The 25,971-nt window shown below is 40.3% G+C and carries 27 protein-coding genes; 12 read left to right on the plus strand and 15 right to left on the minus strand.

From position 1 onward, the window contains the following. Positions 1–13: 13 nt before the first annotated feature. The 5 genes from HS960_RS10865 to HS960_RS10885 form a co-directional block, all read right to left on the minus strand. Positions 14–1,066 (minus strand): type III polyketide synthase, encoded by a 1,053-nt coding sequence (locus HS960_RS10865; RefSeq protein WP_182332626.1) that lies wholly within the window; start codon positions 1,064–1,066, stop codon positions 14–16. After that, positions 1,063–1,776 carry a methyltransferase domain-containing protein gene (locus HS960_RS10870; RefSeq protein WP_153845456.1) on the minus strand — a complete coding sequence of 238 codons (714 nt, stop codon included), beginning with the start codon at positions 1,774–1,776 and terminating at the stop codon, positions 1,063–1,065. Before HS960_RS10870 ends, HS960_RS10865 begins: the two co-directional genes overlap by 4 nt. Beyond that, a complete protein-coding gene (locus HS960_RS10875; protein ID WP_182332628.1) occupies positions 1,767–2,900 on the minus strand; it encodes an NAD(P)/FAD-dependent oxidoreductase in 1,134 nt (377 codons plus the stop codon). Before HS960_RS10875 ends, HS960_RS10870 begins: the two co-directional genes overlap by 10 nt. 296 nt (positions 2,901–3,196) lie before the next feature. Further along, positions 3,197–4,843 (minus strand): carboxylesterase/lipase family protein, encoded by a 1,647-nt coding sequence (locus tag HS960_RS10880; RefSeq protein ID WP_228280279.1) that lies wholly within the window; start codon positions 4,841–4,843, stop codon positions 3,197–3,199. 144 nt (positions 4,844–4,987) lie between these two features. Continuing rightward, complete coding sequence (locus HS960_RS10885) at positions 4,988–5,623, minus strand: hypothetical protein (protein WP_182332630.1); 636 nt, start codon at positions 5,621–5,623, stop codon at positions 4,988–4,990. Between the two features lie 209 nt (positions 5,624–5,832). On the opposite strand from HS960_RS10885, the gene HS960_RS10890 reads away from it, so the two are divergent. The 5 genes from HS960_RS10890 (at position 5,833) to HS960_RS10910 (ending at position 10,400) form a co-directional block, all read left to right on the plus strand. Next, positions 5,833–6,153 carry an ArsR/SmtB family transcription factor gene (locus HS960_RS10890; RefSeq protein WP_088161133.1) on the plus strand — a complete coding sequence of 107 codons (321 nt, stop codon included), beginning with the start codon at positions 5,833–5,835 and terminating at the stop codon, positions 6,151–6,153. A gap of 1 nt (position 6,154) precedes the next feature. Next, entirely contained in the window at positions 6,155–6,646 is a 492-nt protein-coding gene (locus HS960_RS10895) for an SRPBCC domain-containing protein (protein ID WP_182332632.1), read from the plus strand. After that, on the plus strand, positions 6,627–7,211 hold the full coding sequence (locus tag HS960_RS10900; RefSeq protein WP_228280281.1) for a YdeI/OmpD-associated family protein: 585 nt from the start codon (positions 6,627–6,629) through the stop codon (positions 7,209–7,211). Before HS960_RS10895 ends, HS960_RS10900 begins: the two co-directional genes overlap by 20 nt. Positions 7,212–7,363: 152 nt before the next feature. Next, positions 7,364–8,923, plus strand: a complete 1,560-nt coding sequence (locus HS960_RS10905; RefSeq protein ID WP_182332634.1) for a sulfatase family protein — start codon at positions 7,364–7,366, stop codon at positions 8,921–8,923. A 13-nt stretch (positions 8,924–8,936) separates the two neighbouring features. Continuing rightward, positions 8,937–10,400 (plus strand): sulfatase family protein, encoded by a 1,464-nt coding sequence (locus HS960_RS10910; RefSeq protein ID WP_182332636.1) that lies wholly within the window; start codon positions 8,937–8,939, stop codon positions 10,398–10,400. A 60-nt stretch (positions 10,401–10,460) separates the two neighbouring features. Here HS960_RS10910 and HS960_RS10915 read toward each other — a convergent pair whose 3' ends face one another. The 4 genes from HS960_RS10915 to HS960_RS10930 form a co-directional block, all read right to left on the minus strand. Continuing rightward, positions 10,461–11,210, minus strand: coding sequence for an SDR family NAD(P)-dependent oxidoreductase (locus HS960_RS10915; RefSeq protein ID WP_159728574.1), 750 nt, complete (start codon positions 11,208–11,210; stop codon positions 10,461–10,463). A gap of 109 nt (positions 11,211–11,319) precedes the next feature. Next, positions 11,320–12,003, minus strand: coding sequence for a hypothetical protein (locus HS960_RS10920; protein ID WP_182332638.1), 684 nt, complete (start codon positions 12,001–12,003; stop codon positions 11,320–11,322). A 107-nt stretch (positions 12,004–12,110) separates the two neighbouring features. After that, complete coding sequence (locus HS960_RS10925; protein ID WP_182332640.1) at positions 12,111–12,635, minus strand: hypothetical protein; 525 nt, start codon at positions 12,633–12,635, stop codon at positions 12,111–12,113. A gap of 4 nt (positions 12,636–12,639) precedes the next feature. Further along, a complete protein-coding gene (locus tag HS960_RS10930) occupies positions 12,640–12,939 on the minus strand; it encodes a hypothetical protein (protein WP_153848806.1) in 300 nt (99 codons plus the stop codon). A gap of 136 nt (positions 12,940–13,075) precedes the next feature. Between HS960_RS10930 and mazG the strand changes: the two genes are divergently transcribed. The 4 genes from mazG to kdsB all read left to right on the plus strand — a co-directional run bounded on the left by mazG (position 13,076) and on the right by kdsB (position 16,423). Beyond that, positions 13,076–13,888: a nucleoside triphosphate pyrophosphohydrolase gene (gene mazG, locus HS960_RS10935; protein ID WP_182332642.1), complete on the plus strand. Its 813-nt coding sequence runs from the start codon at positions 13,076–13,078 to the stop codon at positions 13,886–13,888. A gap of 74 nt (positions 13,889–13,962) precedes the next feature. Continuing rightward, positions 13,963–14,961 (plus strand): tryptophan--tRNA ligase, encoded by a 999-nt coding sequence (gene trpS / locus HS960_RS10940; protein WP_182332644.1) that lies wholly within the window; start codon positions 13,963–13,965, stop codon positions 14,959–14,961. 12 nt (positions 14,962–14,973) lie between these two features. Continuing rightward, on the plus strand, positions 14,974–15,591 hold the full coding sequence (locus HS960_RS10945) for a deoxynucleoside kinase (RefSeq protein WP_153848803.1): 618 nt from the start codon (positions 14,974–14,976) through the stop codon (positions 15,589–15,591). Positions 15,592–15,679: 88 nt separating this feature from the next. Further along, complete coding sequence (gene kdsB, locus HS960_RS10950; protein WP_182332646.1) at positions 15,680–16,423, plus strand: 3-deoxy-manno-octulosonate cytidylyltransferase; 744 nt, start codon at positions 15,680–15,682, stop codon at positions 16,421–16,423. A gap of 6 nt (positions 16,424–16,429) precedes the next feature. Here kdsB and HS960_RS10955 read toward each other — a convergent pair whose 3' ends face one another. The 3 genes from HS960_RS10955 to HS960_RS10965 are packed head-to-tail and all read right to left on the minus strand — an operon-like array spanning position 16,430 to position 19,046. Further along, positions 16,430–17,335 (minus strand): aldo/keto reductase, encoded by a 906-nt coding sequence (locus tag HS960_RS10955; protein WP_153848801.1) that lies wholly within the window; start codon positions 17,333–17,335, stop codon positions 16,430–16,432. Next, a complete protein-coding gene (locus tag HS960_RS10960) occupies positions 17,322–18,053 on the minus strand; it encodes an FKBP-type peptidyl-prolyl cis-trans isomerase (protein ID WP_153848800.1) in 732 nt (243 codons plus the stop codon). Before HS960_RS10960 ends, HS960_RS10955 begins: the two co-directional genes overlap by 14 nt. Positions 18,054–18,059: 6 nt before the next feature. Continuing rightward, positions 18,060–19,046: a glycosyltransferase family protein gene (locus tag HS960_RS10965; protein WP_120334628.1), complete on the minus strand. Its 987-nt coding sequence runs from the start codon at positions 19,044–19,046 to the stop codon at positions 18,060–18,062. Positions 19,047–19,265: 219 nt separating this feature from the next. On the opposite strand from HS960_RS10965, the gene HS960_RS10970 reads away from it, so the two are divergent. Together HS960_RS10970 and HS960_RS10975 are read left to right on the plus strand one after the other, a co-directional pair. Further along, positions 19,266–20,177: a zinc dependent phospholipase C family protein gene (locus HS960_RS10970; RefSeq protein WP_228280283.1), complete on the plus strand. Its 912-nt coding sequence runs from the start codon at positions 19,266–19,268 to the stop codon at positions 20,175–20,177. A 101-nt stretch (positions 20,178–20,278) separates the two neighbouring features. Next, on the plus strand, positions 20,279–22,165 hold the full coding sequence (locus HS960_RS10975; protein WP_159728584.1) for a TonB-dependent receptor plug domain-containing protein: 1,887 nt from the start codon (positions 20,279–20,281) through the stop codon (positions 22,163–22,165). A gap of 153 nt (positions 22,166–22,318) precedes the next feature. Here HS960_RS10975 and HS960_RS10980 read toward each other — a convergent pair whose 3' ends face one another. From HS960_RS10980 to HS960_RS10990, 3 genes are all read right to left on the minus strand, one after another. Further along, on the minus strand, positions 22,319–23,035 hold the full coding sequence (locus tag HS960_RS10980) for a ThuA domain-containing protein (protein WP_182332648.1): 717 nt from the start codon (positions 23,033–23,035) through the stop codon (positions 22,319–22,321). A 121-nt stretch (positions 23,036–23,156) separates the two neighbouring features. Next, positions 23,157–24,224 (minus strand): 3-dehydroquinate synthase, encoded by a 1,068-nt coding sequence (gene aroB / locus HS960_RS10985; protein ID WP_075992056.1) that lies wholly within the window; start codon positions 24,222–24,224, stop codon positions 23,157–23,159. 50 nt (positions 24,225–24,274) lie between these two features. Next, positions 24,275–24,481: an RNA-binding S4 domain-containing protein gene (locus HS960_RS10990; protein WP_070568728.1), complete on the minus strand. Its 207-nt coding sequence runs from the start codon at positions 24,479–24,481 to the stop codon at positions 24,275–24,277. 95 nt (positions 24,482–24,576) lie between these two features. Between HS960_RS10990 and HS960_RS10995 the strand changes: the two genes are divergently transcribed. After that, complete coding sequence (locus tag HS960_RS10995) at positions 24,577–25,770, plus strand: proline dehydrogenase family protein (RefSeq protein ID WP_182332650.1); 1,194 nt, start codon at positions 24,577–24,579, stop codon at positions 25,768–25,770. The last annotated feature ends 201 nt before the right edge of the window (positions 25,771–25,971 follow it).

Genomic DNA, 25,971 nt, shown 5'->3' on the forward strand with positions numbered 1-25,971 from the left:
CAAATTTTGTAGATTACCACTGTAGTAAAACGCGCTGCGCTGAAAATCCAGGACCGAAACTCAGCATCAGCCCTAATTCACCGACCTGAGGAGTACGTTTCATAATACGTTCGAGGACATATAACACCGTAGCGCTCGACATATTACCATACTGTGCCAGCACAGCCTTAGTATCCTCAATATCTTTATCAAATTCAGCAAAAATATCTTCGATTGTAGCTACAATCTTTTTTCCACCTGGATGAAAAATCATGTAATCAATATCTTTAAATTTAAGCTGGTTCTTCTTCAAAAATGGATGTATAACGTCGTCAAAATGAGACGCGATCACATTCGGCACTTCAACATCCAGTATCATCTGCATACCGCTGTTTGTCAGCTTAAATCCCATAATATCTTCCGCATCGTAAAAATGGTACATCTCCTGATCGAGAATCACCGGACCATTGTCTGACTCGTCGGAGGAAAGCAGACAGCAAGCTGCACCATCTCCAAATATTGCGGCACTGACCATATTTGACATGGAGAAATCTTCCAGCTGAAAAGTTGCTGTTGGCGCTTCGACGGCAATGACCGCAGCACGTTTGCCTGGATTGGCCTGAAGAAAATTTTTAGCATAAATAATACCTGAAACACCGGCAACACAGCCCATTTCGGTAACTGGTAACCGCACAATATCCTGTCTGAGTTTCATCTTATTGATGAGATACGCGTCTAGGGAGGGGATCATAATTCCAGTACAACTTACTGTAATGATATAATCCAGAGACTGCGGATCCCATCCCGTCTGTTCAAGGGCCTTACGAAGTGCTTGCTCCCCTAGGACCGTTGCCTCCCGGCAGTACACATTATTTTTTTCTTCAAAAGACGTCGCTGTGAAGACCTCTTTCGGATCCATAATAGCATATCGTCTTTCCACGGCGGAGCCTTCGAAAAGTTTCTTGATCTTCTTAATAAAGCGAGGCTCTTGTCCATGGAGCCAGATATCCAATAGCGGAAGGATATCAACGGTAGCACAAGAGTATCTAGGGAGTTGCTTAGCAACAGTTATTATTTTAACATTCATATATTGGAAATTATCCACTGGTAACGAAAGGCCCATTTCCATTGGATGCTATAATTTTCTAATTTCAGTTTATTGGAGAATTGTGTAAGTTCCTCTTTTTTAAACCCACGCAGTATAGAAACAAGCCCGTCCACTTTTGTCATTCTATTTAACCTAAAAAGAACAGCAATGGTTTGAAAAAGCCGGTAAGCCATTTTACTCCTTTGTAAATCGTTAATGACGACCCCCAATTTTGATACGTTGACCAGACTGCCTAGCAAACTAAGAATCTCTTCATCGTCAAAATGATGTATGGTAAGCGTACACAGAACAATGTCATACTTGACATCTTCAAAATTCTCTTCAAAGATATCCGCACACAAATAGGATATATTGGTATAATCTTTAGACAAATCCCCCGCATAATTTATTGTATAGGGGTTGGCATCAATACCGAGCATTGAAAGCTTAATATGATGTCTATTGCCATAATCGCTCAACATGCGAAGCATGTCACCATTGCCACAACCGATATCCACAATCGTTATTGTTTCATTCTTGCAGCTGGTTGAAAGCAATTTTTTCACACCATTTAGCGTAATGTTATTTCCGCCTAAAAAACGATTAATCTTTGCTATCCTGTCCAATGTTGTCCGAAGTTCTTCTCCTTCGAGCAGAAAATCGTCCATGATCTCATGCTCCGATGTTCTCTGTTTTGTGTTTATTCCCATTTTATTGACCTTGCATTTCCATGAGTTTGTTTAATAATCCAGCTGAGCATTTTCGGAAAAAATGAGGCAGTCTTCATTAAAACTGCGGTCCCTATTTTATAGCTTAACAGCCGCGACAGAAGTCGACCGAATAAAAGGCGTCTTTTAAACGTTTGATTCCATTGCTTGACATAAGCCTTTTCCAATTGCTTTCGTGAATGAATATGGCCCCGGTAATATTCCAGGACAAGTTCAGAAGCTATTTTTGCACTGTGTATCGCCATCGCCATCCCATTTCCGCAGAATGGATGAATAAGACCGGCTGTATCACCAATCATAAGAATATGGTTTTCTACTGTTGATTTCTTATCAAATGAAAATTGACTGATCGTGAGCGGTTTTTCAAAAAGTAGCCTATTGTGCTCAAAAAAATACTTAAGATGTCTGTTTTTGGACAAAACATACTTCTGATAATCACCTATGTTTTTGTATCTCTTGAACGTTTTTACATCGGCCAGATAACATAAATTTATCCGGTCATCTTCGACCTTGGAAATCCCACAATAGCCTCCTTCAAAATGATGCAAGGCAATTAGGTCATTCGGAAAATCGCCCGAATAGTGTGCCTTAACAGCCATCCAAGGAGAGGTTTTCGTTATAAAATCACGGGATAAGAGCTGATCGATATTGCTGCGTTTTCCATACGCGCCCAGTACAATTTTTGATCTTAATACCTGATCTTGAAACGAAACAGCAAATGTATCAGCGCTAAAGGATATACCTGTTACAGTCGCAATAACAATTGTACAGCCATTACCTTTTGCTTGCTGATATAACAGATCATCCAACGCGTAACGACTGATACCAATCCCACCCAAGGGTAACCTGACCCTATTCATCTGCCCACCTTCTGTTGTGAACTCAAGTTCCTGAATATGTGTTGGATATAGCGATTCAACATCCACTTGCAGCCAATGCAGGTAGGCCAAAATTTCATTCGAAACATATTCGCCGCAAACCTTATGACGGGGAAAATCATGTTTTTCGATTAACGTCACGTTGAATCCTTGTTTAGACAGATGCAATGCACTAGTCAGTCCAGCCAAACCACCACCTATAATAATCACATCAGGATTTATTGTCATATATCCAAGTTTGCTCTATATGAGTATCATCTACAAAAATCAACGCCATAAATCGTACTTCAGTTTCCTAAATTGGTTGCCCCTCGCTATTCAACAAACGATTCTTGATAAATCTATCCATTGTCTAGCATCTCCCTGTACAGGACAATATCGTCCATCCGCTTTCATAAAAAGTCTATCTGATAACAGCCCTTGGCAATAAATAGTTTTTATTTGACCGTAAAATAAAAAAGTACTTTAATTTACCTGATAGATTAACGACTTAACCACTGCTGTAGGTTGAATAAAGAAGGCGTCTATCTGGATTTATATTCACGGTCGACAAACAATTTATCCAGAAAAAGATATCTATTCCGAAATTCTTCAGCAGATGCTTTTACCTCGATATTCAAATTCAGAATATTCATGCGCTTATCTAGTGCTGTTGTTTTCGGCCAGGTTGACAGCCCTTTTCCATTTGGATCGCCCGTCTTGATAAAATTAACAAAGTACTCCTGACCAAGTTTTGACACCTTGTAATCATCTTCAGTCCAGGCAAAAACATCATTGCTTTGCAGATTTCCCAATAAATATTCAATATCACTTGCATGGAAAGCACCCGGCAGGGGCTCTGGGCTTTTTTCCTTGGCTTCCTGTGCAGATTTCTTGCTAATTCCTCCGGCAAGCCCGGTTTGTGCATCGCGGTATGCCGGTTGCATGGACGGCCGCGGTTTCCCGAATATATAAACGAAGACTGGCTGACCGCTATTCCGTCGTTGCAGATCAAGCCATTTCCAGGTACTATAAACGATAAAATTATCGCTGGCCAGTGCCGTTGCAGATCGAATAACTTCCGCTTCGGTTTTTCCAGGATAAAGCTTGAGCACTTCGTCAGCCTTAAGGTCATATTGTGCTCTTACTAATTTTTCATAATTCTCCGGAGATGGATACAATTTACCCATGTAGGCAGTATATGGAGCTTCCGTAGACGTCCAGCCTGCAAGTAGCGGGACTTTAGACTGTTCCCCTGCCTCAAAAATAGCCAAAGGAGATTTCGGCAGAAAATAGCCGTCAACAATCAAACGGGTCGCAAAGGCCCCTGGCTCGCTGGCTTTATCAAGGAGTTCGGCCGCAGGAATTTCACGTAGCTTATCAAGCCCCTCGGCATTTATGCGCGTTGCAAATGCGGTCCCCTGTTGCTCTTGCTCCGTAATAGAGGCAGTGCCATACCGCAAGTTAAAAACACTTCCGCTCTGACCGATAGCACGTTTAAATAGTCCCTTAGATAGCGGACTAGTCATTTGCGCAGAAACGGACATACTCCCTGCCGACTCACCGCCGATGGTGACGGCATCGGGATCCCCACCAAATGCGGCTATATTTTTTTTGACCCAAACCAAAGCTGCATGCTGATCCAGCAGTCCATAATTTCCGGAAGCATGTTTCGCCGATTCCTCGGTTAATGCTGGATGCGCAAAAAAGCCAAAGATACCAAGGCGATAGTTGACAGTAACGACAATAAGACCTTCTTTGGCAAAACTTTCACCATCATAGCGATTTTCCGATCCATCACCAGCATTGAAACCTCCGCCGTAAAAATAAACTAAAACAGGAAGTTTGCCTGAACCAAGGGTCTTTGGACGCCATACATTCAGATAGAGACAGTCTTCATTGATCCCGGGTGATCGAAATCGCATGTCCCCATAGATCGGTTTCTGCATCGGAGAATAACCAAAATGATCTGCTTTACGGATGCCAGACCAATGTTCAGCAGCTTGCGGTTCTTTCCACCTTAGGTCGCCTACTGGCGGTTTTGCAAAAGGAATCCCTCGAAAGGACTCTACCCCGCTTGACAAAGTAATTCCTTCTAATATCCCCTCTTCAACCTTTACCTGAGGCATTTGTGCGAAAACAAATGATGCAACCAAAAGCTGAACAACAGTAAAAAAAATATTTTTCATCATAACATCCATTTAAAACTCTATGGTTTTTATTCTTACAGTTAAAATACAAAATAAAACTTATACCGTCATGATATTCTGTTATTTCAGCACTTGCTTGCTTGCTTGCTTGCTTGCTTGCTTGCTTGCTTGCAGTAATCAACACATTTAGTTGGTCAGCCACACAAAAAGTAGAATAAGCCATTGCACAAGAATACATAGCCAAAATGGTTTGCTACTTGGTTCTGTTAAGATTTCGAGTACCTTCATAAACTTTGATCTTATAATAGCATAGAAGCTAGTGTTATTGTCCAAATCCAAGGCATCAAACTTCACTTTGTTCAAACCAAAAATGACAATGCGTCGCACCCAAGGATTCTCGATTTTGGTATTTTTTACGTCATTGATCAATTTAAGTTTCGCAAAAGAATAATCAGCAACATTTTGTATTACATCGGGCTGATTCGATTGAAAAATTAATAATACTTTGTCAAATGCCGGAAGAATGAGATCATCCTGCCTTTCCTCCAAAACAAGACTTGCAATCTTTGAAAACACATATTTGTTGCTAAAAATAAAAAGTAGTACAGGTAGCAGGATCAATCCAATCAGCCAAATGAATTTAGCTGCGGCTTGCGCAGGACTGACCGTCGAAAAGAAAGCTTCATGACTAGCCTTAAACTGAAAACTGCCAACCACCAAATACAGTAAAGTTGAAACAATAGCCAGCAAATAATATTTGACTAAGGTTTTCGTCCCCAATACGCTCAATTTTTTTAAATACGATAACTGTGTTTTCATCATGTTATAATTAATTACGCTAATTTAGCATTATTCGCCAAGTATTAATCCGTAAGCTTAATTCCCGATCGCTTCCACTTTAAATTCGCCAGGGAAAAATTTTTATTCGTTGATCCACGTTAGCCCCACCCCATCTATTCCGTTATAAATAATTTATAAAAAATTTGCGTAGTCAAATAACTACACTTATATTAGTAATCAAATAGATCAATATGAACTTAAGACGAGATGTTTTCCAAGCTATAGCAGACCCAACCAGAAGAGCAATTTTACTTCTTCTAGCCTCACAAGCCATGACTGCTGGTGCAATTGCAGCCAATTTCAATACAGCAAGACCGACCGTTTCAAAACATTTGCAAATATTGACGGAATGTGAATTATTAAAGTTTCAACAAAATGGACGCGAGATATATTATCAACTCAACCCATCGAAGATGAAAGAAATTGCGGATTTTATTGAACCTTTCCGTCAAATGTGGGATGACAGATTCAATAAATTGGAAGCTATTATGCAAAACTACAAAGACAAATAATATGGAGCCAAAAACTAACGTCCAGGCGGAGGATAATAAACAGGAGATTGTCATTACAAGGGAATTCGATTTACCTGTTGAACTGCTCTTCAGAGCATACGAGGATCCCGAAATTTTCGAACAGTGGATGGGAACTAAAGTCCTGAAATTGGAAAATAAAAAGCATGGCTCCTATGCATTTGAAACTTCGCACAATGGCCAGGTCATGTTCAAAGCAAATGGAACGATACATGAATTCCTCCCCAATCAACGCATCACACGGACTTTTGAAATGGAAAACAGCGCCTTTCCCGTGCAGTTGGAATATTTAACATTTGAAAAAATAAGTGCAGAACGCAGTAGGCTTCACATCCATATAATATTTCAGTCGGTCGCATTTCGGAACCAGCTGTTACAGATGCCTTTTGCGCAAGGAATCAATATGGCGCACAACAGATTACAGGAAATTCTTGCTAAACTACCTAAAGCACTACATGATGAATCTAAAAATTGAACATTTTTTTGAAAATGCGACAAGATGGAATGAAGAATTCAATCTGTTGAGAGAAATTGTCCGTGGCAATAAAACACTGCGGGAGGATTATAAATGGATGCATCCTTGTTATACATTTGAAGGTAAAAATGTCGTATTGATACACGGGTTTAAAGAATACTGTGCGCTGCTATTTCATAAAGGTGCATTATTAAAAGATCCCAAAAATATACTGATCCAGCAAACAGAAAATGTTCAGTCGGCCAGACAGCTTAGATTCACCACTATTGAGCAGATAGAATCATTGCGGGAAGTGATATCGGCATATATTCAGGAGGCCATCGAAATTGAAAAATCAGGCAAGAAAGTTGACATGCGAAAAGCTGCCGATTACCCTGTACCGGAAGAATTTAAGCGTGCCTTACTTGAAGACCCTTTACTTCAAAAAGCTTTTCAATCACTTACACCAGGTCGACAAAAAGGGTATCTATTTTACTTTAACCAGGCAAAACAAGAGAAAACACGTGCGGCGAGAATCGAAAAATATTACCAGCATATTCTAGATGGAAAAGGTATCGATGACTAACATATTTATTACAGTTTATCCGTTATATATTTGTCTATAAAGAGTAGATTTGTCTACAATCAAATAGACAGAACCAGACCAAGACGAACGATTATAACTATTATTGCAATCCGATATAGTCAATTCGTCGACTAATATATAGCTGAATTCACATGAATAAAAAATTTGTATTGCTCATCTGCGGCCTATTGCCCATTTTTTCACAAGCACAGAAAAAGAACAACGCAACACAACGCCCCAATATCGTCTTTATCCTAACGGACGATTTCACAGCCCAAGCATGGGGCGTATATGGCGGTATTTTAAAAGATTTTGTCAAAAATCCGAATATTGAAAAATTAGCCAGTCAGGGGGCGGTACTCAATAATACATTCTGTACCAATTCAATTTGCACCCCTAGCCGTGCAACCATACTGACAGGACAGTACAGTAATAAAAACCAAGTCTACACACTGGAAGATGCGTTGGATCCCGATAAGGAAAATATCGCCAAGGATCTGCACAATGCGGGCTACCAAACTGCTGTGTTTGGGAAATGGCATCTGAAAAAAAGGCCAAGTGGATTTGACGATTTTAAAGTTCTTCCTGGGCACGGTGTTTATCATAACCCGACTTACCTCTCTAAAGACAACTGGAATGATAAGGAAGAGGCCGGTACACCTTACGAAGGCTATGTAGATGATATCACCACAACGATGAGTCTGGACTGGTTAAAATCACGCAACCCCGATAAACCCTTCTTCTTAATGTGTCATTACAAAGCGACGCATGAACCCTTTGATTTTGCCGAGCGATTCAAAGATTACTACAAAGATGTGGAGTTTCCTTATCCCCCGACATTTTTGGATTCAGGAGCAATCACAACTGGCCGCTCTTTTGAAGGGCAGCCCTTGGAGGAGCTTGGCCGCCGTTATGAGCAAGCTTCGGTAGGCCCCTTTTGGACATCTTATCCCGAGCTTCCGTTTTCAACAAAAGGAATGGGCCCTTTGGAAGCCCGCAAAAAGATCTACCAAAAGTTCCTCAAAGATTATCTGCGTTGCGTCGCTGGAATCGATGACAATCTGGGGAAAATTATGCGCTATCTTACAACGGCAAATTTGGACGAAAATACCGTTGTGATCCTGGCTTCCGACCAGGGATACTTCTTAGGAGAACACAATTTTATGGATAAACGTTTGATGTACGAAGAATCACTGCGCATGCCTTTTGTGATCAGCTACCCCAAAGAAATCAAAGCTGGTAGTCGATTAGATGACATGATTCTAAATATCGATTTCGCTGCACTATTTGCAGATTATGCCGGCATCAAAAAACCTGCCTACATCCAAGGCGAAAGCTTTCGGAATAACCTCAAAGGAAATACATCCAAAGCATGGCGGTCTGCCATGTATTACCGTTACTGGCAACATGCACCAATACGCCCGGCGCATCTTGGAGTCCGTGATGAACGCTACAAACTGATCTACTTCTATGGACAGCCATTAGAAATGACAGGCAGCGACTCTAAAACAACGGCTCCAGCTTGGGAATTCTATGACCTGCAGCAAGATCCCATGGAAACACACAATGCCATTCTAGACAAAAAATATGTCAAAGAAATTGCCAGGTTGAAGAAAAAATTGGCTAAACTTAAAGCTGAAGCGGGCGATGATGATGCAACAAGAGCAGCTTTTCAGCAGGTTCTCAAACAAGAAAACTTAACCGTTAAATAATTAAATGCAAACGATGGATTTGAAGTATATATTTTCTTTTATACCATTCTTATTTACCCTTGGAGCTTCTGCAGCTTCTATTACGGATGAGAATAAACCAGCTCCACCCCCAAACATCATTATTATTTTAATGGATGATATGGGCTATGCCGACCCAGTCTGCTATGGTGGTGGCCCCTACCAAACGCCAAATATCGATAAACTCGCAGCACAAGGTTTGCGTTTTACCGATTTTTATGCCGCGCAGCCAATCTGTACAGCTTCCCGAAGTGCCCTATTAACCGGCTGCTACCCTACGCGAATTGGCATTAGCGGTGCGATTGACCATAATGCCAAATTTGCACTTAACCCCGATGAACAAACTATCGCCGAACTATTGAAAAGCAAAGGATATAAAACCGGCATGGTCGGAAAATGGCATCTTGGACATAAAGAGCCTTACCTTCCCCTTCAAAATGGCTTTGACGAGTTCTATGGACTTCCCTACTCCAATGATATGTGGGCCTACGATTATGAAGGAAAAAAATGGCAAGATTCAACTTTTTGGCGGGCCCAATACCCCCCACTTCCTTTAATCGAAGGCAACAAAACAGTTAAAATTATCGATTCTTTTGATGGTCAGGATCAATTGACCACCGATTATACAAACCGAGCGGTCTCTTTTATCAAACGTAATAAAAACAACCCTTTCTTTCTCTATTTAGCCCATGCCATGGTTCATGTCCCACTTGGCGTTTCCGAAAAATTTAAAGGCAAAAGCGGTGCCGGTATGTTTGGGGATGTCATGGAAGAAGTAGACTGGTCCGTAGGCGAAGTGATGAAGACGTTGGAACAAAATCATCTGCTCGAAAACACTATTGTTATTTTCACGAGTGACAATGGTCCATGGCTCACGTTTGGAAACCACGCCGGTTCGACAGGAGGGCTCAGAGAGGGTAAAGCAACTATATTTGATGGTGGATTAAAAGTACCTTGCATTATAAGCTGGCCAGGTCATGTCAAACCGGCAACTGTAAGTAACCAGCTTTTGACCAATATGGACTTACTACCAACGATTGTCAATATTACCCAGGCAGCCAAGCCAATAAAGAAAATCGATGGGATTGATTTTACAGAGCTTCTATTGGGTAATACCCAAAGTACTCCACGAGATGAACTCGCTTATTATCATAATAAAAACAATTTGAAAGCAATCCGAAAAGGAAAATGGAAGCTTGTTTTTCCTGCTGAAACCGAAACATACGAAGTACCTGCAACCATAGGCGGCGATCGGTATCCAGGAAAATATGCTACAGTAAAAGTCCCGTTGGCATTATATAATCTTGCAATTGATCCCGGTGAAGATAGAGACCTAAAAGATCAATATCCCGAAATTGTCAAACAACTCCAACAGGTAGCAGATAAATATCGTCGCACGTTGGGTGACGGATTAAATAACATGGAAGGGACTGAAATACGTCCAGCAGCACAGTTATAGTGCAAAAAAAGGGATCCAACACGACACACTTGGATCCCTTTTTTTTCTTAAACTGATCTGTTAAACAGCAGTATAACCACCATCAACTAAGTAATACCCACCGGTCATAAAAGACGATTTATCCGAACTTAGAAAAAGAACCAGCTCAGCGACTTCCTCTGCCTTTCCCAAACGTCCAATAGGGTGTTTACTGATTAACGCATCGATATGCTCTTTATCCAACTTAGCCAATAACGGTGTATCAATATAACCAGGTCCAACCGCATTACAACGAATATTTTTTTGACCATATTCTGCGCCGATGTTCTTTGTCAGTCCCACTACAGCATGTTTGGCTGAAGTATAAGCACTTGACATAGGCGCAGCCACGGTACCATGAATGGAAGCCATATTGACAATAACACCGCCTCCATTCCTCTCCATGGCTTCTATTTGATATTTACATCCATAAAATACGCCATTGAAATTAATATCAATTACTTTTTTCCATCCATCGAGACTGTAATCTCCCGTTAGTGCAGCCTCTCCACCAATACCAGCATTATTGCATGCAATATCAAGCCGGCCAAATGTCTTGACAGCATACCCCACCAAGGCTTCATTGTCAGCGGGAGATGAGCTATCTGCTTTGAAAAACACAGCTTCTCCTCCTAGAGATTCAATTTGTTTTACGGTTTCATTCCCCGCTTGCTCGTTGATATCCGAGACAACGACCTTAGCACCTTCTTTACCATAAGCCAATGCAACTGCCAGTCCGATCCCCGAACCAGCACCCGTTACTAAAGCTACTTTATCTGCTAAAATTTTCATATGATATAAATTTTATGATACAGACAATTTACTAAAAGCAATGCGGAATCAAGTCAAAAAGGCCACTTACTTCAATTAAAACGAAACTAAAATGACATTTCTTGAAAAGTTAGCCCTGCAGCTGCGGATATTTTTTGTATAATCTATCCAAAAACAAACGCCCCATCAATTGAAGCCGCGCCTGTGTTTCAAACATACCCGAACCTGGAGAGATAATACCATGCGGCATACGCTGAACAGTGCCGTAATAAATAATATCGAGCCCATTTCCATTGACGTCAAGATGCATTTTCTTAGGCTTCAATCCCATAACAGAGCCCATGCGTGTTACTTTTTCGGAATTGCTAATCTGCGCAGTCTTGGCATCAAGTAAGGTTTCATGATCAAAAACCAAATGGTCTCTCGCCTCCCCCTCATCGAAAAACACGTAATGCAATTCGTTGTTGCTAAGCACCAGATAAGAAGCGTTATCCCGTTCATTATAACGAGCCTTTACACCTACAGCCGCCCAAGCAACAGTCTTGGCTGCTGTAGCTGCAGCGGAAGCAACTTTGTCCCCAACCGTTGCAATATACGCGCATTGCGTAAAGGCGTCGATCGGAGCGCCGTTCAACTGTTTTCTTAATTCACTAAATTCATCACTTAACAATTCATCCTTTACGCCCGGAGCTAGGGCAATCCCGGATTCACCTTCATACTTTTTGGCCGTCTCCTTTTGCTTTTTCATCATCATAAGAGAAATGAATACGCAAGCCACAACGATAACGGCAAAAATACCAATGTACAACATCATAAAATAAAATTTAGAATGGGTTTATAATTCAATAAAAAGTCCAAAAAGTGAACAACCTATTCAGGTTTCCTCTTTCTGGTACGATCGACTACAAAAATTTTGCCAGACTAAAGAATTTTATCCGGGTAGTGAATATTATTTAAAGCTGTCTGGTGCATATCAACCCAAATATCATTGTTTGATTGCTGTATAAGCCAATTTGGAGAGCTTCGCATGTCGGCATCCGCATCATTATTGTAAATGGATGGAAAATCAGACTCTTTGGCCCGAAGCAAAACAACGATCGTACCAGCCATGAGCAAAGGGATATCGCCCAAAACGAGATTATAAAAACCATCCTCAAGCAATCCTGGACTAAAACGCTGTAAACTGTCATAACTACGTTCTAATTTGCCAATCAATTTTTCCAGTTCATGTGGATAATGAACCTCAACATAAGACTCAAACAAAGCCGAGCCTTTATTGTAGAATCCCGCTTTCATGAGGTTTAATGCTTCATTTCTATAAACCTGCAACCATCGATCCGAAGCAAGATCATGATATTGCGTATCCGCCTCTTTACCATCGCGTTTCAAGGCCCAAAGCTTAAGCTGCTCAAGCCGCTCCGTTGTTTCCATTCCATTTTTTTCCATAAGGCTATCGCTCCCGCTCTTTAAGTTCCATTTGTAATAGAATATCCCGCTTCTTACCTTCAATTAAAGACAAATTGCCTGCAACAAAAACACCTTTCTGTCCCGAATTTTTGCTAATACCATACACCGACGATTCATCATCAGGATCCGATGCACCTTCATAGCGAAATAAGTAGTCAATTCTGTACTGATCTGCATGAGCCAACAAATCGTCAAATTCAATATTATAATCTATCGTGTAACCTAAGTTGTTTAACTTTTCCAAGGCAACACTTGCAGAGGAGTATCCATGCATTCTTTCCATAGTTGATTGTTCTAAATCCGATCTAAATTCTAATTTTTATTATAAAACGATTGACAAAAGAGTTTTGTTTTCCGCAATTTGAAATAGTTTATTCGAAATCATATTTCTACTTTTGTGCTACCAAACACGATGAAATATGGCAAATCTAGCAGCACCAGCGTATCAGCATACACCTCAACTAGCTTTTCAACGATTACTCGATGTCTTATATACCTTACGGATTGAATGTCCCTGGGATAAAAAACAGACCATGGAATCCCTTCGACATTTGACTATGGAGGAAATGTATGAATTAACCGACGCCATTTTGGAAAAAGATTATCCAGAAATCAAAAAAGAACTTGGTGACGTCTTGATGCATCTTGTATTCTATGCCCGCATTGCCGAAGAACACGGACATTTCAACATCGTAGACGTACTCAATGCAATCTGTGATAAATTGATTACGCGCCATCCCCATATCTACGGCGACACCAGTGCTGATACAGAAGATCAAGTCAAATCCAATTGGGAAACAATCAAGCTCAAAGAAGGCAATACATCTGTTCTTTCCGGCGTCCCGAAAGGCCTACCCGCTTTGGTAAAGGCCTATCGTATCCAAGATAAAGTTCGCGGTGTCGGCTTTGACTGGGAAGATAAGAAACAAGTATGGGAAAAAGTAGAGGAAGAGCTTGCCGAATTTAAAGCAGAATTTAATCTGGAGATAGCACTTCCAATGGATCAGGAAAAAGCAGAAGGGGAATTTGGCGACCTCTTATTCTCCTTGATAAATTATGCACGGCATATTGGTATCAACCCTGAAAATGCTCTTGAACGCACCAATAAAAAATTCATTGAACGGTTTACCTATTTAGAACAAAAAGCCGCTGAAAATAAGCAACAGCTGCAGGAAATGAGTTTAGAAGAAATGGACGTTTATTGGAATGAAGCTAAAAAATTAAAAAAATAAAGCAATTCCTAAAAAGGAGTCACCGACCGAATTTAATTCGACTTTGTCAAATTTATGCGTAAATTCGCAGGAATATGGAAACAGTTGTTAGCGGTATCAGAAGTACCGGAAAATTACATTTAGGAAATTACTACGGCGCATTGAGCAATTTTGTGAAAATGCAAAACGAATATAATTGCTTTTTTTTCATTGCGGATTTACATTCACTAACGACCCACCCCACTCCTCATGGACTTCAGGGAACGGTTCGCCAAGTTATTGTTGAATATTTAGCTGCAGGAATAGACCCCGAAAAATCGACTATTTACGTTCAATCAGATGTTCCAGAAGTTGCGGAACTCTATCTATACATGAATATGAACGCCTATCTCGGCGAGCTTGAACGCGCTACAGCATTTAAAGATAAAGTTAGAAGCAATCCCGACAATGTTAACGCAGGTTTATTGACCTATCCGGTCTTGATGGCCTGTGATATATTGATTCACCATGGCACAAAGGTTCCAGTAGGAAAAGATCAGGAACAACATTTGGAGATGACGCGGACTTTTGGCAATCGCTTCAATCGCTTATACAACGTAGATTATTTTAAAGAAGCATTTGCATTCTCCTATTCCGACAAATTGGTGAAAGTTCCCGGACTTGCAGGCCAGGGAAAAATGGGTAAATCCAATGGTGAGACAGATTGTATTTATCTATCGGATAGTGAAACCGTAATTCGTAAAAAGGTGATGCGTGCTGTATCCGATTCTGGCCCAACGGAGATGAACCAGCCAAAGCCTGAAGCTATCCAAAATCTTTTTGATTTAATGAAGGTCGTATCTACTGCAGATACGTTACAGCATTTTGATGAACTCTATAACAAATGTGAAATTCGTTATGGTGATTTCAAAAAACAATTGGCAGAAGATATGGTACTTGCAACCAACGATGTGCGCTCCCGTATTGATGAAATATCAAATGATGATGCATACATTGCTAAAGTTGCAAAAATGGGCGCTGAAAAAGCAAGCGAATCCGCGCACAAGACACTGAAAGAAGTTCGTGAGATTATTGGTATTAAAAGATTTTATTAAGCTAGAAATAATATGCACATAGCTATCGTTGGAAATATAGGTGCCGGCAAAACAACATTGACCGAAATGTTAGCCAGTCACTTTAAATTTGAACCTCAGTTTGAAGCTGTAGACAACAATCCTTATCTGGAAGATTTTTATTCGGACATGAAACGCTGGGCATTCAATCTTCAGATTTTTTTCCTCAACAGTCGCTTTAGACATATTGTAAAATTGCAGGAAACTGGCATTGATATGATTCAGGATCGTACCATTTATGAAGATGCTTATATCTTTGCCGAAAACTTGTATGATATGGGTTTAATGAGCGCACGTGATTTTGAAAACTATAGTAATATTTTTCAAAGCATTATCCACTATATCAAACCGCCAGATTTATTGATTTACCTCAAAGCCTCTGTCCCTACCCTGGTGAATAATATCCAAAAAAGGGGCCGTGACTATGAATCCGCAATTCGCTTGGATTATCTGTCGAAGCTGAACGATAAATACGATAAATGGATCAATAATTACAAAGAAGGTAAGGTCATGATTCTGGACAAGGACAATCTGGATTTCACCAAAAATCCAGAAGATCTCGGCGGTATCATCCAAAAGATTGAAGCCGAATTATTCGGATTATTTGAATAATCAGCACATTAAAAAGCCTGTAAAATCACGTTATTTTACAGGCTTTTTGATAAATTCCAGTTGCCCATCCATTGATAAAAAATAAAAGATGAAATTTTTAGGTATTATCCCTGCCCGATATGCGTCGAGCAGATTCCCTGGAAAACCCCTGATCGACATCGAAGGAAAAACGATGATCCAACGTGTCTACGAACAGGTCAAGAAATCAACAAAATTAAACGAAGTTGTTGTTGCTACTGACGACCAACGCATAGCACAAACTGTACTTTCCTTTGGTGGCAAGGTGGTAATGACAGCAGAGCACCACCAATCAGGAACAGATCGTTGCGCCGAAGTCATAACGAATATAGAAGGTTATGATGTTGCCATCAATATACAGGGAGACGAACCCTTTATCGACCCAGCGCAAATTGATCTTTTAGCAAACTGTTTTGAAGATACCACTACGCAGATAGCGACCCTAGTCAAGGAAATTACAGCGGAGGAAGAACTATTCAATGTAAACATCCCTAAAGTTGTCCGAAACAGCAAAGGAGAAGCAATCTACTTTAGTAGGCAGACCATTCCTTTTTTAAGAGGTGTGGAAAAAGACCAATGGTTACAAAAGCAAAAATTCTATAAACATATCGGAATATATGCTTACCAGGTAGATACATTAAAAGCCCTGACACAACTTCCCATTTCTATGCTAGAAGAAGCAGAGGCATTGGAACAGCTACGCTGGTTAGAAAACGGTTACGCCATTCAAACGGCAATTACAACGCATGAAACGGTCGCCGTGGATACAAAAGAAGACCTCACTAAAATATTAAGACTATTTTTCAATAAATAGTAAAGCTTACCGGTGTTCGGTATAGTATAACGACCGGACACCTTCCAATAGAACCTGCTTATCCGAATTACTTAATTTGATAATCTGCGCTTTTGCTCTGATCAATTCATCTAATTGCAATTTGGTACTCACACCAACGAGTGCTGTAGCAACAGCTGGGTTAGAAAGCACATAAGAAAGTGCAACAATCATATTGTCTTTTCCGATACGTTTGGAAAGATTTGCCAAGTTTCTCACGATATGGGCCACCTCTCCCGAACTATACTGAAGAAAAGGTTCTATAGGTTTGTTGATGAGAACACCTTTGGCTAATACACCGCGTACGACGATACTTACGCCCCGTTCTTCCAACAAGCCACTGATTTCTTCCTCTGGTCTTCTATCCAATAGACTATATTGCATCATTACTGAGGCAATGTCAGATTTGGACAAAAATGCCTTGATAACGTTTGGGCGAATTGATGAAAGGCCGTAAGCACGGATTTTCCCTTGTTTCTTCAACAACTCAAACGCTTCAACAATTTCCTCTATCGGATCTTCTATAGTACCACCATGTAACTGATAGAGGTCGATGTAATCCGTTTTTAAACGTGACAACGAACCTTCCACAGCCTTGATAATATAGTCCTTCGAAGCCTTCCAATCCCAGCCGGATCCATCTGCACGCCAAAGGTTACCAACTTTCGACGCCAGCACAATATGCTTACGAAAGCTTTGCACACTCTCCCCGACGATCATCTCGTTTAGGCCTTTATCGTAGAGATCAGCGGTATCAAAGAAAGTGATCCCGTTCTCGTAAGCTTTTTGGATAATATCTTTGGATTGTTTGGACTGATTGCCTTTTAACGACATACAGCCCAAACCTATTTCCGAAACGATTAAGCTTGTATTACCTAATTTACGTTGTTCCATCTGCACCAATATCAAGCAATTCTACCTCAAACACCAATGTGCTGTTTGCAGGAATTTCACCTGTTGCCCGTTCGCCATAGGCTAATCTGCTTGGTATAAAAAATTTATACTTTGCACCTTTCGACATTAACGGGATTCCAATCTGCCAACCTTTGATCACCTGACCCAAGGATAGTTTCAATGGCTCCTTACGGTCATATGAGCTATCAAATTGCTTTCCATTAAGTAAGGTACCTCTATAATGCACTGTTACCTCATCGTCACTTTTTGGCTTTGGACCTTCCGTCTGATTTAGAACAAGATATTGAATTCCTTCAGCTGTAGATTTCATTCCAGCGACCTTTGCATTTTCGGTAAAAAATTTATCTTCCTCAGCACGACTAGCAGCCTCTTTTTTAGCACGAACATCCATGATCGCCTGCTGGATAACAGCTCTTCCTTGGCCTTCTTCCAATAGCGATTTATCCCCTTTCAAGACATCCGAAATTGCTTTTGCAATAACATCTGACTTCAAGTAATCGATCTCAATAGATTTTAGTGAATTTCCGATATCGGCACCAAACGCATAAGACACAGAATCGGCCTTCGTTTTCAGTTGATTTGTTGTACTTGATTTAGTTGCGACGACCTTCTTCTTCGCCGTCGTGTTCGTTTTTTTTTGTTGGGCAAATCCTGTGACTGTTGTCAAGGATAATAGGGCTAATGCAATATACTTCATGTTTGTTTAACGGTGCTTCTGCACGATTTCATTTATAATTTCCTGCGTGATATTAGGGTAATCAACTTCAACCCTAGATTTACTGTTGAGCCAGGCTTCTATCGCCAGCATGTTTTTCTGTTTTAAGCTCGAAATTACAGGCACCCCCATCTCTTCCAATGACGCTGCATTCAAATGCTGCTCATATTGGTTCTTCATCGGGATAACTAACAGTTTCTTTTTCAAATATAACGCTTCTGCCGGTGTTTCAAAACCTGCCCCACATAAAACTCCAGAAGAAGATGCCATACTATCAATAAAAGATTGGTTATTGATCGGTCTTATCGTTACATTTTTCATGTCAAATGCCTTCGAATTATGTTTGCTAAAAACATCCCACTTCACATCCGGAAACTTCATCAAATGCTTTAAAAGATGCGCATCGTCATATGCCGGGAGGTAAACCGTGTAATGTCCCTGATCTGTGACATTCAATTCACGAACAGCATTACGGATAACCGGTTGGTAAATATTCTTGGCGTACCGCTTGAAATGGAAACCATAGGAATGGGTAGACGGAGCATAATTTTTCATAATAAATTTGCCCAGCATATCACTATCTTCTGGCTTAGGACTCGATGGATCTAAGGCAGCGATCTGATGGCTCAACCCAATGCATTCCAAATCTTTTGAATGACAAGCCCAAGCAGAAATCGGTTCAAAATCATTGATCACCAAATCATAGTTTTCTATGGGCAAGCTCTTAATTTCATTCGTAAATTTACGGATCGTCGAACTCATAAAAGTTTTCCAAAGATCTACTCCGCCGGATTTACCAAAGATAAAACTCAACCCGTGAAAACGGTATTTCACTTCGAAAGGTAATGATAGATCTGCTTGAATTCCACTAACCAAAACATCGACTTCCCCTAACTCCCTCAAACAAGGAACAATATCCATTGCCCGGCTCAGATGTCCATTTCCTGTCCCTTGTACGGCATACAATATCTTCATAACGACTGCATTTTGTGTCGGCAAATTAATCAATTTTAACGAGTATCAATATTATTTTATTGTTTAGTTATGTTAAGAAAATATAAATTAACATCAACAAAAAAATTCGTTAATCCATTTTTAATTTTCCTTTATGTATATTTAATATCAACAATTAATTAATAGCCAGTTTGATACCTTATGAAGTCTCTTTTTTATCGGATGCTTTGCATAGTCGCCATGCTAATTCTAACATCATGGGGATTTTTTGCTCATAAAAAAATTAATCATTATGCCGTCTTTGCGCTCCCCGCTCAGTTGGCTAAGTTCTATAAATCCAATATTGACCTTATTACCGAAAAAGCTGTTGATCCAGATAAACGCTGCTTCACAGACAGCGCTGAAGGCCCAAGACATTTTATAGATTTAGAGGACTATCGTAAGGAAGGTACAGTTGACTCTATACCGATACATTGGTCACAGGCCAAAGAGAAATTTCAAGAAAAGCAATTGTTAAAAAATGGCATTGTGCCCTGGCAAATCAATCTTACCTACCAAAAGCTTGTTAAGGCCTTTCAAACAAAAGATTATAAACGGATTATCAAACACTCTGCAGAACTCGGCCATTATATTGCTGATGCCCATGTTCCATTGCACACGACTAAAAATTATAATGGACAGCTAACGCATCAACAAGGTATACATGCATTCTGGGAGAGCCGCTTACCGGAAATGTTTTCAGAAAAATACAACCTTCGCGTTGGAAAAGCCAACTATATCAAAGATCCCTTAGCGGAAGCCTGGACTATCGTCCGTGAAAGCAATCGCCTTGTGGATTCTGTATTGAGCATTGAAGCCCGGCTCAATCGTCAATTTAAGGCGTCTCAAAAAAAATCTTTTATTGAGCGAAACAATCAATTGGTATGGACCTATTCCGACAGGTATGCTATAGCTTATCATGAAGCCATGAACGGTATGGTTGAAAGGAGAATGCAAAAAACCATCTTACGCGTTGCTTCCTATTGGTATTCAGCCTGGCTCGAATCCGGCCAACCCGACTTGACCAACATCGAAAAAATAAAAAGCACCGACAAGCAAGATCACATCGATATAACGGGAAAAAAGCGTATCGGTCGAGAAGAATGGATGTAAAAAGGCTACAAAACATCACCCGGACTACCAGTATTATTCACACCGGACTATTTATTTTTTAGTCAGCTAAGCTACTTTTGCAGCGTAAAATCTAGGAAAGCATGTTGAATAAGAATATTACGTTAACAAACCTTGCATTAGTGCTGAGTATTGGAGCTGCGACTGCTCAGATTAAAGACACAACCGCTTTGGGCGAAGTCATCATTAATCAAAATCGCTTACAGATCCCTTTTTCAAAACAAAGCAAGAATATCCAAATATTGACGCAGGAAGATATACAGAGACTCCCAAATCGATCAATCAACGAATTGCTTAGCAATATCCCAGGCGTTGATATTCGCCAACGTGGACCATTCGGTTCGCAGGCAGATATAAGTATCGACGGGGGGTCTTTTGAACAGACGGCGATCCTACTCAATGGTGTTAAAATCACCGATCCACAGAGTGCCCATCACAATATGAACCTTCCGGTTCCTCTGGAGGCCATCGAGCGTATTGAAATCATTCGGGGGCCAGCTTCACGGATTTTCGGTATTAATGCACTAACCGGTGCCATTAACATCGTAACAAAGAAAATTGAATCAAATCAAATAAGTGCCCAGGTATATAGTGGTTCTTCATTCAAAGATAATGAGCAGACAAGTGCAGGCAAGTATTATGGTAAAGGTGTTCAGCTTGGCTCACAGTTCTTAACCAAGCAAACAAGCCACGGTTTATATTTTGGCCACGAAGATTCGAATGGACAACGTTACAATACGGCCTCCAACAATAATAAACTTTATTATGACGGGACATATCAACCGAATACAGCCAATATGATAAAAGCCAATGTTGGCTATATCAACAATCAATTTGGAGCCAATGGCTACTATGCTGCACCGAGTGACAAGGAAGCTTATGAACAGGTTAAGACAGCTTTCGCTTCCCTGCAGTCCAAGCATCAATTAACACAGGCATTTTCCATCAGTCCACGCCTCAGTAATCGCTACAACGAAGATGAATATTGGTATTTAGGCCGAGAAACAACCAAAGGTAGATCCAAACATTACAGCAACGTCTTCGGAGCAGAAATCAATGCTACATTGGAGCAAAGTTATGGTACATTTGGCCTAGGACTGGAAAGTCGATTTGAACGCATCAATAGCACCAGTATTGGCGACCATAACCGGGAGAATTACGGCGGCTACCTTGAATTCAAAACAGAGGCGATCAAAAAACTGATGATCAACTCTGGTGCCTACATCAATTACAACTCAAAATTTGGCTGGCAGGTATTCCCGGGTCTAGATTTGGGATATGATATTACCGAACATTGGAAGATTGTAGTCAACGCAGGTTCTAGCCAGCGGATCCCTTCCTTTACGGATCTTTACACCAATCAGACAGCCAACGTCGGAAACCCCACACTGAGCTCTGAAAATGCCTATCAGATCGAAGGTGGTATAAAATACTTATCCAATCGGATTATTGCTCAAGCGGGCTATTTCCATCGAAGGATAAGCGATTTCATAGACTGGCAAAAAGAGGATGCCACTACAGGAAGCGGAACGGTCATTCCGTGGAAACCAATAAATATTGGAAAAAACAAAATTGATGGATTCAATGCTTCATTCCGATATAATATCAATGATCCCAGCGCCACGACACGATACTTTACAACGTTAAGTTATAATTATCTCAATCCAAGCATAACATTAGCAGACGGGATACTATCCAAATATGCTATTGAAAGCTTAAGGCATCAAGTTATTGCCAACTTTACCATAAACCACAAGAACTGGATGTTAACTTCTGCAAACCGCTTTAATGAGCGTATCAGTTACAAATCTTATTTCATCGCTGACGTAAGAGGATCGTACCAACTCCACGACTTAAACATCTTTGTCGATGTTCAGAATATATTTGACAAGAGCTATATAGAAGCTGCCGCCGTTCCAATGCCCGGTCGTTGGTTTAGTATCGGCGCAAAATATAAACTGAACTATTAAACCCGATCAAATGTCAAAATCGGTTCTCTTCCCTTTTCCCATCAATTATAAAAAAGTCCCAAATGGTCATTCCATTTGGGACTTTTCATTGTGTTATTGCACATAGAAGCATGTACCATGCCCTAGTTAAGAAAACGCCAACTATAAAATAAGTTACTTTTTCTTGGGAAGAACAGATAAAATTCCTCCAATTAAATGTTTTTGGAACTCAGGTTCGTCATAGGACTCATCGGTATGTCCAAGCCCGGTATAGAAGACTTTCCCTCCATCGTAGCTCTGGGTCCAGGAGATTGGATGTTGATCCCCCATTTTTCCACCTTGGTAGCTTTTTTCATCCAAATTCATCAACACATGCAATCCGTCCTTCACGTCTTTGAAATTATACCATTCATCCTTGTGCCACCAGATCGGATCGAGGTGCTTGGTGGCCGGATGTTTTCTGTCCAATACATCAATTTTGGCTTTTTGTACGGCAGGATGAGACGCAAAATATGCCCCTACAAGGCCGTTATACCATGGCCAATCAAACTCAGTATCCGTCGCGGCATGGATACCTACAAACCCTTTTCCTGATTGGATATACCGCACAAAAGCTTCCTGTTGCGCATTATCGAGAATATCGCCAGTTGTGCTCAGAAAGATAACAGCGTCATATTTTTTCAATCCCTGATCTGTAAACAGAGCAGCATCCTCCGAATGATCAGATTTTATCTTTTCTTTATCTAGCAATTGTTTAAGTACCTGTGCACCCTTTTCGATGCTTCCGTGTCTAAACCCTTTGGTCTTGCTAAAGATCAATACTTGCCTTTGTGCCTGAACAGCAGCTGACATCCCCAACAGGAGAAACAGAAAAATGAAGATTCTATTCATGATATAAATGGTTATTATGATGATTTAAGTTTAGGTTTACTATTTTCCGCAACGAAATTGCGATAAAAATAGCTGTAAAGAAAAGCCGTGCATTCTCCCGATACACGGCTTTTCTGTTTTATTATTGTGTGATTAGCTCACGGTAAAAATCAAGACTTTCAATAATATCTTCCTCAGAAACGTAGATATCATATTGACAACTGCCAATTTGGTCAAGCAATGCGAAACCGATCTGATTGGACAGGTTTTTCTTATCATTTCGCATCAGATCCAACAAGGCTGTATCAATGGAAGAATCAAATGTGTAGTCGTTGAAATATTTTCTAAAAGTTTGGATCAAATCGTTTAATTCATCCAAAGGCAAACCATTCAATTTATGCGATAGGTACCCCTCACAAATCATTCCTACTGCAATAGCTTCTCCATGTAATAAAGGTGAAGCATCGTTCAACAACGAGTAGCCCTCAATAGCATGACCAATTGTATGGCCAAAGTTTAAAATTTTACGCAGCCCCTTTTCTTTCGGATCCTCAAGGATAACACGGTTTTTGATCGAAACAGAATGTTTGACTAAAGAATTGTCGATTTGATCGATCTCCAACGTTTTCACTCGCTCATAATATGCCCGATCGAAGATCAGTCCATGTTTAATTACTTCAGCAAAACCTGAGATTAACTGACGTTGATCTAAGGTTTTCAAAAACTGGCTTGAAATAAATACAGCTTGGGGTTGTGCAAAAGTTCCAATAATATTTTTCACACTTCCCATATCAATACCGGTTTTACCTCCTACTGATGCATCTACCTGGGAAAGTAAAGTCGTCGGAATTTGAATAAAATCCATCCCTCTTTTGAAAGTCGACGCGGCAAATCCTCCCATATCAGTCACCACACCACCGCCAAGATTGATCATCAATGAATGTCTATCAGCTCCGAAATCGAGCATATTATGCCATACACCAATACAGAAATCAATATTTTTATTTTCCTCGCCCGGATCTACTTCTATCACATCATAATTCGCTAAATTGGGTAAAGCTTGCTGAAATAGCGGCAAACAATTATCCAAGGTATTGGTATCCACCAATACGATGATCTTTGAGTAATTGCGCTCGGCTAAAAACGCCTCTAAAGAGGCCAACGTATCATCAAAATATACCTGATAGCCCAAACTTTCTATGACTTCCATTCTAAGATTCTTTAAGGTTTATGTTTTCTATTTACCAATATTGTTTAATATTACACCAATTTTATTTGCATCCCATCAAATTCAACAACATCTCCTGGTCTTAATTTGAGTCTTTTACGGTAATCAACCTGTCCATTATACTTCACATACCCTTCCGCCACAACCCATTGAGCCATAGCACCATGCTCTACCCAATTTAAAGCTTTAAGTAACTGTATAAGCTGGATATATTCGCCCTCGATTTTAAATTCTTGCATTTCACAAAAATAGTGGTTTAACTGAGTAATACAAGAATTATCATCGTTTTAATGCTTACTAAATTGCTACATTTGCCTTATTGCAAATAAAGATTATGATTGAGAATTCTGAGCCCAAGACATTATCCTTTGATAATACAGAGATTGCTTTTAAAAGTAAAAGCGATAAGGATTTGGAAAGAGCGTATTGGTTATTCAAAATAATAGCGAATAACTTCTTGACAAAAGTAGGTCCGTCAATGACCAACTTTGCCCTGAACATAGGACTGCCTATCCAAGGCATCATCCGTAAAACAATCTTCAAACATTTTTGTGGTGGAGAAACCATCGCGGGTTGCGAAGCAGCAATCAACGAATTGGGAGAGAATGGTGTAGGGACAATATTGGATTATTCCGTTGAAGGAGAGGAAACAGAAAGTGCATTTGACGCCTGTTGCGAAGAGGTATTACGTACCGTAGTTGCGGCCAGTAAAAACAAGTACATTCCATTTTCAGTATTTAAACCAACTGGATTAGGACGTTTTGAGTTATTTGAAAAGGTCAACGCCAAAGAAACTTTAACAGCGGCAGAACAAGGAGAATACCAACGCATGTTGGATCGTACTGACCGTATCTGTAAAGCATGTCATGCCGCAGGTGTAAAAGTTTTGGTGGATGCTGAGCATTCATGGATTCAAGATGCGATCGATGATATTGCACGTGAAATGATGGAAAAATACAATATGGAGAAACCAATTGTATATAATACTTATCAATTGTACCGTAGTGATAAGTTGGCATCTTTGAAAGCCGACTTTGAATATGCAAAAGTTAGAGGCTTTCATATGGGTGCTAAAATCGTTCGTGGTGCCTACATGGAGATCGAACGTGCCCGTGCTGCACAGAAAGGTTATTCCGATCCCATCCAGCCAAATAAAGAAGCTTCCGATAGAGATTATAATGAAGCTATTGAATTTATCTTGGACCACCTGGACAACTTTGGGCTAATGGCGGGTACACACAATGAGGACAGTAGCATGTTATTGGCGAAGGAAATTGACAGACGTGGTATCGATAGATCCACCGATCGCATCTTCTTTGCGCAATTATTGGGTATGTCTGACAACCTGAGCTTTAACTTAGCGGCACATGGCTATAATGTTGCTAAATACATGCCTTATGGACCGGTTAAAGCGGTGATGCCATACCTTTTCCGTAGAGCACAAGAAAATACTTCCGTCGCAGGAGCGACAGGTCGGGAGCTCGGACTTTTGATCAAAGAAAAACAAAGAAGAAAAGCTAGTCGATAACGACTAGCTTTTTTTATAATTGGCGGGCATCAAGTCCATCTACTCAAGGAACTATGCTCAAATGGTTTCCAAGATACACCCTACTTTTGAAAAGCACAAAAGCACTTTACCTATCACTCGCCTCCCCTTCGTCCTTTTGAAACAAGCTAATTACAAAATCATTCCATATTCTTGAAACTATTATTTATGTTTGCAAACTTT

Source organism: Sphingobacterium paramultivorum (assembly GCF_014109745.1).
Lineage (GTDB): Bacteria > Bacteroidota > Bacteroidia > Sphingobacteriales > Sphingobacteriaceae > Sphingobacterium > Sphingobacterium paramultivorum.

Bases quoted from the DNA above. Each gene is read 5' to 3' on its own strand.
- HS960_RS10865 (WP_182332626.1), bottom strand. From the start codon at position 1,066: ATGAATGTTAAAATAATAACTGTTGCTAAGCAACTCCCTAGATACTCT.
- HS960_RS10870 (WP_153845456.1), bottom strand. From the start codon at position 1,776: ATGGGAATAAACACAAAACAGAGAACATCGGAGCATGAGATCATGGAC.
- HS960_RS10875 (WP_182332628.1), bottom strand. From the start codon at position 2,900: ATGACAATAAATCCTGATGTGATTATTATAGGTGGTGGTTTGGCTGGA.
- HS960_RS10880 (WP_228280279.1), bottom strand. From the start codon at position 4,843: ATGATGAAAAATATTTTTTTTACTGTTGTTCAGCTTTTGGTTGCATCA.
- HS960_RS10885 (WP_182332630.1), bottom strand. From the start codon at position 5,623: ATGATGAAAACACAGTTATCGTATTTAAAAAAATTGAGCGTATTGGGG.
- HS960_RS10890 (WP_088161133.1), top strand. From the start codon at position 5,833: ATGAACTTAAGACGAGATGTTTTCCAAGCTATAGCAGACCCAACCAGA.
- HS960_RS10895 (WP_182332632.1), top strand. From the start codon at position 6,155: ATGGAGCCAAAAACTAACGTCCAGGCGGAGGATAATAAACAGGAGATT.
- HS960_RS10900 (WP_228280281.1), top strand. From the start codon at position 6,627: ATGATGAATCTAAAAATTGAACATTTTTTTGAAAATGCGACAAGATGG.
- HS960_RS10905 (WP_182332634.1), top strand. From the start codon at position 7,364: ATGAATAAAAAATTTGTATTGCTCATCTGCGGCCTATTGCCCATTTTT.
- HS960_RS10910 (WP_182332636.1), top strand. From the start codon at position 8,937: ATGGATTTGAAGTATATATTTTCTTTTATACCATTCTTATTTACCCTT.
- HS960_RS10915 (WP_159728574.1), bottom strand. From the start codon at position 11,210: ATGAAAATTTTAGCAGATAAAGTAGCTTTAGTAACGGGTGCTGGTTCG.
- HS960_RS10920 (WP_182332638.1), bottom strand. From the start codon at position 12,003: ATGATGTTGTACATTGGTATTTTTGCCGTTATCGTTGTGGCTTGCGTA.
- HS960_RS10925 (WP_182332640.1), bottom strand. From the start codon at position 12,635: ATGGAAAAAAATGGAATGGAAACAACGGAGCGGCTTGAGCAGCTTAAG.
- HS960_RS10930 (WP_153848806.1), bottom strand. From the start codon at position 12,939: ATGGAAAGAATGCATGGATACTCCTCTGCAAGTGTTGCCTTGGAAAAG.
- mazG (WP_182332642.1), top strand. From the start codon at position 13,076: ATGGCAAATCTAGCAGCACCAGCGTATCAGCATACACCTCAACTAGCT.
- trpS (WP_182332644.1), top strand. From the start codon at position 13,963: ATGGAAACAGTTGTTAGCGGTATCAGAAGTACCGGAAAATTACATTTA.
- HS960_RS10945 (WP_153848803.1), top strand. From the start codon at position 14,974: ATGCACATAGCTATCGTTGGAAATATAGGTGCCGGCAAAACAACATTG.
- kdsB (WP_182332646.1), top strand. From the start codon at position 15,680: ATGAAATTTTTAGGTATTATCCCTGCCCGATATGCGTCGAGCAGATTC.
- HS960_RS10955 (WP_153848801.1), bottom strand. From the start codon at position 17,335: ATGGAACAACGTAAATTAGGTAATACAAGCTTAATCGTTTCGGAAATA.
- HS960_RS10960 (WP_153848800.1), bottom strand. From the start codon at position 18,053: ATGAAGTATATTGCATTAGCCCTATTATCCTTGACAACAGTCACAGGA.
- HS960_RS10965 (WP_120334628.1), bottom strand. From the start codon at position 19,046: ATGAAGATATTGTATGCCGTACAAGGGACAGGAAATGGACATCTGAGC.
- HS960_RS10970 (WP_228280283.1), top strand. From the start codon at position 19,266: ATGCTAATTCTAACATCATGGGGATTTTTTGCTCATAAAAAAATTAAT.
- HS960_RS10975 (WP_159728584.1), top strand. From the start codon at position 20,279: ATGTTGAATAAGAATATTACGTTAACAAACCTTGCATTAGTGCTGAGT.
- HS960_RS10980 (WP_182332648.1), bottom strand. From the start codon at position 23,035: ATGAATAGAATCTTCATTTTTCTGTTTCTCCTGTTGGGGATGTCAGCT.
- aroB (WP_075992056.1), bottom strand. From the start codon at position 24,224: ATGGAAGTCATAGAAAGTTTGGGCTATCAGGTATATTTTGATGATACG.
- HS960_RS10990 (WP_070568728.1), bottom strand. From the start codon at position 24,481: ATGCAAGAATTTAAAATCGAGGGCGAATATATCCAGCTTATACAGTTA.
- HS960_RS10995 (WP_182332650.1), top strand. From the start codon at position 24,577: ATGATTGAGAATTCTGAGCCCAAGACATTATCCTTTGATAATACAGAG.